The sequence below is a fragment of the Priestia sp. P5_B4 genome (assembly GCF_056400385.1).
This window is the reverse complement of record NZ_JBFULJ010000102.1, coordinates 1-9,321: the sequence shown is the minus strand read 5'-3', so window position 1 is coordinate 9,321 and position 9,321 is coordinate 1. Positions and strand designations below refer to the sequence as shown.

At 36.8% G+C, this 9,321-nt stretch carries 14 protein-coding genes; 10 read left to right on the top strand and 4 right to left on the bottom strand.

All coding sequences use genetic code 11. From position 1 onward, the window contains the following. The coding region (locus tag AC1DRF_RS11315; protein ID WP_477740759.1) for a YokU family protein at nucleotides 1-140 on the top strand (140 nt) is incomplete at its 5' end. Nucleotides 141-175: 35 nt separating this feature from the next. Here AC1DRF_RS11315 and dat read toward each other — a convergent pair. Further along, nucleotides 176-1,021 (bottom strand): D-amino-acid transaminase, encoded by an 846-nt coding sequence (dat, locus tag AC1DRF_RS11310; RefSeq protein WP_477740758.1) that lies wholly within the window; start codon nucleotides 1,019-1,021, stop codon nucleotides 176-178. A gap of 121 nt (nucleotides 1,022-1,142) precedes the next feature. After that, nucleotides 1,143-2,180, bottom strand: a complete 1,038-nt coding sequence (locus tag AC1DRF_RS11305) for an acyltransferase family protein (protein WP_013058723.1) — start codon at nucleotides 2,178-2,180, stop codon at nucleotides 1,143-1,145. 408 nt (nucleotides 2,181-2,588) lie between these two features. Between AC1DRF_RS11305 and AC1DRF_RS11300 the strand changes: the two genes are divergently transcribed. The 3 genes from AC1DRF_RS11300 (at nucleotide 2,589) to AC1DRF_RS11290 (ending at nucleotide 4,129) form a co-directional block, all read left to right on the top strand. Then, on the top strand, nucleotides 2,589-2,804 hold the full coding sequence (locus tag AC1DRF_RS11300; protein ID WP_013058722.1) for a YozE family protein: 216 nt from the start codon (nucleotides 2,589-2,591) through the stop codon (nucleotides 2,802-2,804). A 202-nt stretch (nucleotides 2,805-3,006) separates the two neighbouring features. Continuing rightward, entirely contained in the window at nucleotides 3,007-3,693 is a 687-nt protein-coding gene (locus AC1DRF_RS11295; RefSeq protein WP_477740757.1) for a hypothetical protein, read from the top strand. A gap of 265 nt (nucleotides 3,694-3,958) precedes the next feature. Then, on the top strand, nucleotides 3,959-4,129 hold the full coding sequence (locus tag AC1DRF_RS11290; RefSeq protein ID WP_013058720.1) for a YozD family protein: 171 nt from the start codon (nucleotides 3,959-3,961) through the stop codon (nucleotides 4,127-4,129). A 58-nt stretch (nucleotides 4,130-4,187) separates the two neighbouring features. On the opposite strand, the gene AC1DRF_RS11285 is transcribed toward AC1DRF_RS11290, so the two are convergent. Next, on the bottom strand, nucleotides 4,188-5,249 hold the full coding sequence (locus tag AC1DRF_RS11285) for a DUF2515 family protein (protein WP_097824459.1): 1,062 nt from the start codon (nucleotides 5,247-5,249) through the stop codon (nucleotides 4,188-4,190). 117 nt (nucleotides 5,250-5,366) lie between these two features. Here AC1DRF_RS11285 and AC1DRF_RS11280 point away from each other — a divergent pair, with 117 nt between their 5' ends. The 5 genes from AC1DRF_RS11280 (at nucleotide 5,367) to AC1DRF_RS11260 (ending at nucleotide 8,650) form a co-directional block, all read left to right on the top strand. Next, nucleotides 5,367-5,621, top strand: a complete 255-nt coding sequence (locus AC1DRF_RS11280) for a hypothetical protein (protein WP_477740756.1) — start codon at nucleotides 5,367-5,369, stop codon at nucleotides 5,619-5,621. A gap of 3 nt (nucleotides 5,622-5,624) precedes the next feature. After that, nucleotides 5,625-6,461, top strand: coding sequence for a serine/threonine protein kinase (locus AC1DRF_RS11275; protein WP_477740755.1), 837 nt, complete (start codon nucleotides 5,625-5,627; stop codon nucleotides 6,459-6,461). Then, nucleotides 6,448-7,218 (top strand): sporulation protein, encoded by a 771-nt coding sequence (locus AC1DRF_RS11270; RefSeq protein WP_477740754.1) that lies wholly within the window; start codon nucleotides 6,448-6,450, stop codon nucleotides 7,216-7,218. Before AC1DRF_RS11275 ends, AC1DRF_RS11270 begins: the two co-directional genes overlap by 14 nt. A gap of 235 nt (nucleotides 7,219-7,453) precedes the next feature. Beyond that, a complete protein-coding gene (locus AC1DRF_RS11265; protein ID WP_025750197.1) occupies nucleotides 7,454-8,080 on the top strand; it encodes a phosphatase PAP2 family protein in 627 nt (208 codons plus the stop codon). Between the two features lie 246 nt (nucleotides 8,081-8,326). Next, nucleotides 8,327-8,650 carry a hypothetical protein gene (locus AC1DRF_RS11260; RefSeq protein WP_013058713.1) on the top strand — a complete coding sequence of 108 codons (324 nt, stop codon included), beginning with the start codon at nucleotides 8,327-8,329 and terminating at the stop codon, nucleotides 8,648-8,650. 51 nt (nucleotides 8,651-8,701) lie between these two features. Here AC1DRF_RS11260 and AC1DRF_RS11255 read toward each other — a convergent pair whose 3' ends face one another. Further along, entirely contained in the window at nucleotides 8,702-8,854 is a 153-nt protein-coding gene (locus AC1DRF_RS11255) for a hypothetical protein (RefSeq protein WP_013058712.1), read from the bottom strand. A gap of 194 nt (nucleotides 8,855-9,048) precedes the next feature. On the opposite strand from AC1DRF_RS11255, the gene AC1DRF_RS11250 reads away from it, so the two are divergent. Further along, the coding region (locus AC1DRF_RS11250; RefSeq protein ID WP_477740753.1) for a purine-nucleoside phosphorylase at nucleotides 9,049-9,321 on the top strand (273 nt) is incomplete at its 3' end.

The following is a 9,321-nucleotide window of genomic DNA, read 5'->3' as shown; positions in this document are numbered from 1 at the left end:
CATATCAAGAAGAAGAGATCATAGAAGAAGTGGAAACACAGCTGCTTCTTGTCGATACAAAAAAACTTGATGAATCCATTCGGTATGATGAGCTATTAAAAGTGCCAAGATTATTAAAGCGCAACTACTTTAAATTCTAAAAAGCCGCCCCTTATTTTGTAAGGGGCGGCTTTGCTTATTGATAAGCCTTTGTTCCAACAGTGCGCAGGCTGTAGGCGTGTTTTAAAGCCACTGTGACAGGACGGAAAGTTGGAAGTTCGACTTCGTCTATTTTCGAAACGGGCAAGAGACCAACAGACGTGCTCGTAATAAAAACTTCATCAGCGTCTTTTAAAAAGGAAGGAGTCATATTTTGTTCGCGGATTTGAATGGCTTGTTCCTGCGCACATTCCAGCACGTTAGCGCGCGTAATACCGGATAGAATTTTTCTTGTGGCAGGAGTCGTGAACAAGACGTTGTCTTTTATCGCAAATACATTGCTGCTCGACCCTTCGGTTATGTATCCGTCTTTTACTAAAATAGCTTCTTTACATCCTTTAGAAGCCGCAGCTTGTTTGGMTAGAAGGTTAGGAAGTAGGTTCAATGATTTGATATAGCAATTAGCCCATCGTTCGTCTTCCAAAAGAAGCGTGGAAATGCCTTTTTCATAGGCTTCTTCAGGTGTTTGGCGAGGGTGACGTATTGTGAGTGCTAATTGTGCAGGTACATCGGGAAATAAATGATTTCGAGGAGCAATCCCGCGCGTAACTTGAATATAAATATCAGCGTCTTTTAACGTTGATTTTTCCATTGCTTGATGAATGATGTCCTTTAGCTCTTGTCTTGAAACCGGCAGCTCGATAAAGATTGCCTTTGCACTTCTTTCTAAGCGGTCTAAGTGACGTTCAATTGAAAACGGAACTCCTTTGTATACGCGAATAAATTCATAAACACCGTCTCCAAATTGGTGACCGCGTTCATCAATTGGAATAACAGCCTCATTAATATCTCTAAACTCTCCAGCATAATATGCTAATTCCATCTTGAAAAACTCCCTTCCTTCAGATATTAAAACGTTAACATAAAATTCAGCAAAATGAAATTATTTACTTGGCTTCTTCGAAGAAAATGAAAAAAGTCATACTCCTTTAGGAGTATGACTTTTATGAAAACGTACGTTTGAATGCTAATGAAAATTTCTGAATGGCTTTTTTAGGTGTAACAAACTGAACGATGAGCTTAGTACCTGTGATGAACCAATCGACAATACGGCTGCCGAGAAGCATCGTTACTAAAATGGACAGGGCAATTAAGACGATAATCCCCCATGACGTTGGCTCTAGACTTTTTGAGAAGTCAGTTGTAAAGAACCATTTTAAAATGAAGCCGTGCAATAAATACACGTATAGGGATCGCTGTCCAATGCTTGTTAAAGCAAAACCGCGCGTTGGAATTAAAGCCATAAAGGCAAAAGATACAAGAAAAGCAATTCCATAGTGAGAAACGCGCATTAAAAATTCGGCCACATTGTCGTACGTGTTCGTTCCATACAGCATATCTGTGTAAGCCGTGTCGTCTAAGAAAGAATAGCTTCCGATTAATGTCACTAGTAATACGATGGATGCAATGATTCGATTTCGCGCTGTCAAAAGATTTGTAAAAGGCTCTTGTCGCTGTGACAAATAGTAGCCTAAAAGGAAAAACGGGAAGAAGACAAACATTCGGCTAATGCTTAGAATTTTATCAAATCCGTCAATATCAATGAAGCCCATTGCAAGTCCAAGCGAAATAGAGACAGTTAAGCTAATCCACATCGGGAATTTCGCAAAGAAAGGAAGCATTAATTTCCAAAAAATTAAGCTCAGTAGAAACCACATTGCCCATCTAGGAACCAAATATTGAAGCGTGTACGTTTCATCTGTATAAAGCACACTATAATATAGGGTATAGATAGTTTGGAAAGCTAAGTAAGGAAGAGCCACCTTTGTAAATATTTTTTTGTAATAGCCTTTTTTATGAAAATTTTTTGAGAAATAACCTGCTAGTAAAATAAAGACAGGCATATGGAAAATAAAGATAAARTGATAAATGGACAGCATTCCGCTGCTATCTGTTCGGTACGGAGAAATCATGTGTCCAAATACAACCAAAAAAATTAATACAAATTTAGCATTATCAAAGTAAGCATTTCGAGTATTCATAGTATTATTTTTCCTCAACATATGCTGATGTAAACCTCCCACCAACAAGATTTATTTAAATGGCGATTATTGTTAGAATAACCTTTCACTACGGAATTAAAACATGAATTCTTCTTTTTTGCAATTACATAAAGGTTTGAGAAACCTGTCGAATCAATGCTTTTGTTATAAAAACGATGTGTTTTTGTTACAAATGTCTTTTTGAAAAAAGAAAAATATTGATATAACAATATTTATTAGTTACGCTAATAGTGAAATTTGTTTTGCAACTGTAACATGAATTTAATATTTTTTGTCCAGTAAACCACTTATATTGCAGTGTTCGACATCTACATATCACAGAAGAAAGTTGTAGATTTCTTGAAAAAATGATAGAAAAGATACACATACCGCTGGAGGGGGAGTACGATGAAATCCTTTTATCACTATATAATGAAATTCCGATCAAATAAAAAACATGATCGAATGGGAGAGTTTGCGCGAAGTGCTTATGATGATCACAGCTTCCCGAAATCTTCAACAGATTATGACGAACTGAGTTCTTATTTAGAGCTCAACGGACATTATTTATCAAGTATGACTGTATTTGATGAAGCATGGGAGCTTTATCAAAATAATGCGTGAGGAATAAAAAAGCAGGCTGATGGATATCCATCAGCCTGCTTTTTTATTTTCTTTAGTTCATGCAATAAGCAGGGGTAAAAATGATAGAGGGCAATAGATAATAAAGGCTTGGTTCTAAAGATGTTATACTTCCCCTTTTTTAGTTACTGCATATAATATTGTAACTTTTCAGTAGGTGTATGTTTACTAAGGAGGTGCGACGATGGCAGGGAAGAAAAAACCTAAATACGGAATTGGTGAAACAGTCGTTGTAACAATATACGGGACCGTTGGCACTATTACCGATATAAAAGTGATGGATGGGATTTTTGTATACGAAATCAACCATAGTGAAGGTCTTTTTTTAGAAGATACAAYTGAGCTTCTAGAAGAATATGAAGGTCAAATATTAGTACAGGAAAGAGTAGAGCTTGAATATAAATTTTTCTTCGGCGATATCGTCCAGGTTTTTAATTATGGAAAAGAGTTATTTAAAATCATTGGTATTCGAACAGAAATATGGCGTTATAAAGAGGATTCATGGGAAGATATTGTCTATGAATTGTCACGTGTAACAGATGGAGAATGGCTTGAGGCTAGTGAAGAAGAACTCATTCTCGTAACTCCTCATGAGGAAACAGAAAATTACGCTCAAAGTGTTGATATGTTGTATTTAGGTAAAGAAATTAAAAAGACGGAGTTGCTACCAAAGATGAAAAAACAAAACGGTTCTGAAAAAGAAGAAGTGAGGTTAACTAAAGAAAAGCATGAGATTATAAACGGTCTTTTAGATGTGTACAATGATTATAAATTTTTGTATGAGCTTTTTGAAGATGAAGAATACGCTGAAGTCATGAACTTAGTGCTGAAACATTTAAAAAAGATAGCAAAATCCGAACAAGGAAAATAGCAGGTAGATGCCTAATAAATAAAAGATAGCCGAGATAGATTATTACATCTCTCTTAGCTATCTTTTATTGTGTATACGGCGATGGTAATGAAAAAAGAATGGGTATAATTACCTTTCTATTTAAACTGCTGAAATTTTAGACATACTATTGCCGAATTGTTCATAAATGTGTATAAGGTAAAACTTCAAGCAGAAGATGGAGTGAACCTATTTTTAAGAAAAATAAGGTACGCTAATCCGTTCAAACGGGATAAGGAGTGATATTGTGAAAGAAATCGAAGTGGTCATTGATACGGAAGAAATTGCGGAGTTCTTTTACAATGAACTAGTCAAGCGAGGCTATGTTCCCGCTGAAGAAGAGCTAGGCGAATTAGCGGATATAACTTTTGATTATCTCATTGATAAATGCATTATTGATGAGCAAGATGAAGAATAAAAAGATAGATACATCTGTAACGACGGGGAAACTCGTCGTTTTGTTTATGAGACAGCGGCTATGAAAAAGGGTTAGCAGCTTTAATAGCAGATTGCACTTTTATATGATGCTGAAGAGGAATTTTTTTAACGGAAGAAGCGGGAATAGACTCAAGGAGAGAAAATATGCTTTCTTCTTCAAACCACTCATCTTTTCTTAAAAAAAGGTGTACGCGGTCTCCCCAGCTCATATTTAACGTCGGGCTATACAGCTTTTTGGAATGAGTTCGATTTTTTGTAAATATATCTGAATTATAATCGCTTCGAGACCCTGTGTGGGGGTGTTTAAGGCTAAATGTATAGATAGAATCATGCAAGTTTGAATAAAAAAGAAGAACGTATAAAGTTTTTCCCACTTCAATCCGTTTTAAGACAGACTCGAAATGATACACTTTTGTGCCACTTAAATCAATGTTATTACCTGAATAATAGGGAAAGACGATTTGAGTCATACCGAGAAAGTTTTGAGTGTGAAACTGCCAAGAGTGAAGAACATCCCGCTGAAACTCTTTTTTAAAGAGAACATTTTTTTCGATATGATACTGTTCGTTCACAATCAGAGCTATTGATAAGAGTGTTTTGTTTCTATGCTGCCAAAAGTCATTCCAAACAGTTTTCATAAAAGAAGATATGTGAAAAGCGGAGAGTAAATGAAACAGATTGCTGTTTTGCTCTTTGCTTTTTTCATAGAGTAACAGCTGAGCGTAAGCATCATGAAAAATGGCGGAATTGGAATGTTCTAAAAACAAGAAGTACGCGTGCTGTTTTTCTGGAGAAAGCAGGGATTTTATTAAGGTAGTGGAGAGATCTGTCATGTAATAGCCGCCGTTCCGTGAAACCAAGTGTGCTAAAAAAGCCCAGTGAATTTCGGGATGTTTTTGATAATAGTCTAAATAAGCTTGGGTACGTGTAACATTGTTTTGATTAGCTTTTTTTACTTTTTTTCGAATCTCTTTAATCAATTTTACGTCTTCTCCGATAAAAGACAGCGGGAGGGTAGCAGGAGGTTTGAGCTGCATCATCTGCTGCAGGCGAAGAACATCCTCCAATCTAATGAGGGGATTTGTGTTAGTAGAAGTCATGTTAAGCCTCCTTTGAAACGTTTAACTATATAAAAAAAGGGTAAGGGACTTTTTGAAACCTTTATAACATTTCGTACGTATAAAGGGTAACAAATGTTAAGAAAAGAGGTTTTCTTTATGTTCAGAAAAATTTTTGAATCATTAACTGGATCTAAACATCGACGCTACAGCAGCAGCGATCGACACTATCGACGTCCTCGTCACTACAGCAGCAGTGATCATCATTACAGAGGTCCTCGTCATCATAGCAGCAGTAGCGATTATAAGCGAAGCAAATATTATGACAGCCACAGTCATTCAAAATATGGACACCACCACTATAAGCGTAAGCGTAAAAGCGGAAGTTTCTTCTCAAGCTTTTTCTCAAGTTGATTTATGATGAAAAATCGAATGTTCAAATATCTTCATCGCTGGCTAGTTGACCGCCCTTTTAAAAAAGGAAAAGTCATTTGCGGGCGCTATGAAATCATAGATGTACTGGGAATGGGAAGCTATGGTATAACATATGTTGCTAACGACATTGTGCAACAAAAAAAGGTAGTCGTAAAGCAGCTCCGTAAAACGAAGCAGTGCACGTCCCAGGGGCTGAAGTCTTATCATTATGAAGCAAAATTGCTGTCTCAATTAAATCACCCTCAAATTCCTTCACTGTATGAAGCTATCGAAACAGCTGAAGGCTGTTTCTTAGTGATGGAGTTGATTCAAGGGAAAACGTTTGAAGATTTAATTTTTGAAGAGAAGTGCGTGTATACGGAAGAACAAGCGCTTAACATTTTACTTAATATTCTAGACGTAGTTTCTGCTATTCATGAGCAAGGAATCGTTCACCGTGATCTTCGTATTCCAAATATTATTGATGTTAACGGAACCATCTATGTTATTGACTTTGGTCTTGCTAGATTTTTAGGAGACCATGAAGAAACAAGCACCCTTATAGAAGAACAGCAGTTTATGAGACAAACATCTGCTGCAAGCGATATCTATGCACTTGGTCATTTTCTTTTATTTTTATTATACTCTGGTTATGAGCCGACGGAAAAACAAGAAAGAAGCTGGGAACAAGAGTTACATTTGTCGGCGCCTATTAAGACAATCATTCAAAAAATGCTGAGAGCAGATGAATCGTATGAAAGCATTAGAAGTTTACAAAAAGATATTTATGACTATATAAATAGTAAGAACTCAGGGAGGGGAAAGTATGGCGCTATTTAATAAAGCGTTAGCCCGCATTGGAATTGGTGCAGCGCGAGTGGACGCTAAGCTTGTCAATGATGAATTTCRTGCTGGTGAAAAGATTGAAGGAATTGTTGAAGTGTACGGAGGCAATGTTGAGCAGAAAATTGACAGCATCTATCTGCGTCTATTCACAACTTATGTAAAAGAAAGGGACGATAAAAAATACAAGCAGGATATTGAGCTTAATACGTTTAAGATTAACGACCCGTTCACGATTCAACCATCTGAAACGAAGTCTATTCCTTTTACCTTTCAGCTGCCTGATGATACGCCTGTTACATTAGGGAGAACCCGGGTTTGGGTGGCGACGAGCCTTGATATTAAAGACGCCGTTGATCCGTCAGATATTGATCATGTAAAAGTGCTTCCTAACCTTATGGTAACAAGCACAATTGAAGCTATGGAACAGCTTGGCTTTCGCTTGCGCCAAGTCGAGTGCGAAGAAGCCCCTCGCAGGATGAGAAAAAGACTTCCTTTTGTTCAAGAATTTGAATTTGTTCCAAGTGGTGGAGTGTACGCTGGGAAAGTAGATGAAATTGAAATCATCGTACAGCCGAGCGGCTTACATGACTACGATTTATTTATAGAAGTAGATCGACGTGCCAGAGGGTTTGGCGGCTTTCTATCTGAAATGCTGGATGCAGATGAGTCGCTCGTTCATGTTCATGTTTCTGAAAAAGAAATTCCTCAGTTAAAAAATATATTAACCAGTATTATTTCACGCTATAGCTAACGTGCATAGCTCTCCTTTATTTTTCGTATATTAAAGACAGTAAAAAGAAAGGAGAGAGGTATATGCCGCAATCAAAGCAAACGAAAAAAATAAATGCAAAAGAGGAGTTTTCGGCTGAATTTGTCGTTCATCAAGCTCCTAAGCCAGAAGACTATATTCAGCCAAAACGTGTGAATAAGTAAAGCATGTAGAACACTACATGCTTTTTCTTTTAATAGGTTGGAGGAAATAAAAAATGGTAAACCGCACTACAAAATATTCTCTATTTATTGTATCGCTTTTAGCTTTCTTTTTACTGATTTTATTTACATTTAATACACCTTGGGTGAAACAGCTTGACTTTAATGTGCTTCATACCATTGAAGGATGGAGGACGGACACGTTAACACCCATCATCATATTTATAACAACCGTAGGATCTTGGTATGTTACTGCGCCAATATGGTTTGCAATTATAGTATTTCTTCTTTATAAACGAAAAGGGTTGCTCGTTTTATATATCACGCTCGTTTTTTGGGGAGTTCGCGCTTTAAATTGGGGATTGAAGGAGATTTTTGCAAGACCAAGACCTGATTGGAGTCAAGTCGTTCCCGCCTCTCACTATAGTTTTCCGAGCGGACATGCCATGAACTCAATGGCGTTTTACAGCGGAGTACTTTTGTTAATATGGATGTATACAAGAAGCAGGGCTATCAAAACGGCAGCTGCATGCGTAATTGCTATTGTTATTTTATTAATTGGATTTAGCCGTTTGTATTTAGGCGTACACTTTTTAACGGATATACTAGCAGGATATTGTTTAGGACTTGCTTGGTCCTTAGGGGTCTACCTCCTTTCTAAGCGCCTATATAACCAAAAATAGGAGCAATGGTTACATTTTTTTCGTTAATATTTCATTTTGTTTAAGTAGGCCTATTGATTCATCCATTCAAAAACAACTAATGATAAAATGGGAAACAAATATTTTATGTACATGTTTAATAAGAAAAAACTAGTAATTTCGACAAAAAACGTTTTGATTCGATAAAGGATTTTCGGATTTTATCACTAATTATATAAGAATACATGACGTAAAAGAGTAAATACTTGCTTTTGGGTGGAGGGAAGAATGTTGAGTGTGTGGACCACAATAAAAAAACAATTTAATATTAGCACAGAATATGATGTAACCATTATGCAAACAGAAGAAAAAGGCGAAAAGCGCGGATATAAGCCTGTCCATCGTCTAACGATTACAGCATTCGATCATCAAGACGCAGCAACACAAGTATTTCAGATGTTTAATATTGCTGATAATTTGCCAAAAGATTGTGATGCGAGGTTTATCAGCACAGGCGATATTTTGTTAATTGATGAAGGTACTCGAGGAAAGTATTACTACAAGCTATGGACAGACGGCTGGCAAAAAGTGAACCGCCTGCACGTACGCTAAACATAAGGTAAAAGCGACCTACCTGGCCGCTTTTTATTTATATGTTGACCCTTAGTAATCACGAGTATGATGGCCAGGGCCATTTTTTCGGTTTGTTGCTGAATATTCATCTCCATGGGCTTCATGTTCTGCTATAATTGCTTCTTTTGGAATATGATTATTCTTTTTAGGCGAATTAATTCGATTGCGATGTTTTTTTCCCATACATATCACCTCAGCTAACGTTAGTAAATCCCTTGCGCTATTAGCGTACCCTTATATAAAAAGACATACTACGCCATTTTTTGGGCCGTATGTCTTTTTATTTTTGACGCATAATGTTAGAAGTAAATAGACAAGCAAGGGATACAATATGGTATAGTGAAAGCGTAAGATTTTTTACATATAGGAGGTACGAAATGAGCGTACATATTGGGGCAAAACAAGGTGATATTGCAGAAACGATTTTACTTCCAGGTGATCCACTTCGTGCAAAATACATTGCAGAAACGTTTTTAGAAGATGTAACTTGCTATAACGAAGTGCGCGGTATGCTTGGATTCACAGGAACATATAAAGGAAAGCGCGTTTCTGTTCAAGGAACAGGAATGGGTGTACCATCAATTGCTATTTATGTAAATGAACTAATGAATGAATATGGTGTTCAAAACCTAATTCGGGTTGGTACATGC

Excerpts from the sequence above, each read along its gene's own strand:
- AC1DRF_RS11260 (WP_013058713.1), top strand. The coding sequence starts at position 8,327 with ATGTTGAGTGTGTGGACCACAATAAAAAAACAATTTAATATTAGCACA.
- AC1DRF_RS11265 (WP_025750197.1), top strand. The coding sequence starts at position 7,454 with ATGGTAAACCGCACTACAAAATATTCTCTATTTATTGTATCGCTTTTA.
- AC1DRF_RS11300 (WP_013058722.1), top strand. The coding sequence starts at position 2,589 with ATGAAATCCTTTTATCACTATATAATGAAATTCCGATCAAATAAAAAA.
- AC1DRF_RS11255 (WP_013058712.1), bottom strand. The coding sequence starts at position 8,854 with ATGGGAAAAAAACATCGCAATCGAATTAATTCGCCTAAAAAGAATAAT.
- AC1DRF_RS11280 (WP_477740756.1), top strand. The coding sequence starts at position 5,367 with ATGTTCAGAAAAATTTTTGAATCATTAACTGGATCTAAACATCGACGC.
- AC1DRF_RS11285 (WP_097824459.1), bottom strand. The coding sequence starts at position 5,249 with ATGACTTCTACTAACACAAATCCCCTCATTAGATTGGAGGATGTTCTT.
- AC1DRF_RS11275 (WP_477740755.1), top strand. The coding sequence starts at position 5,625 with ATGATGAAAAATCGAATGTTCAAATATCTTCATCGCTGGCTAGTTGAC.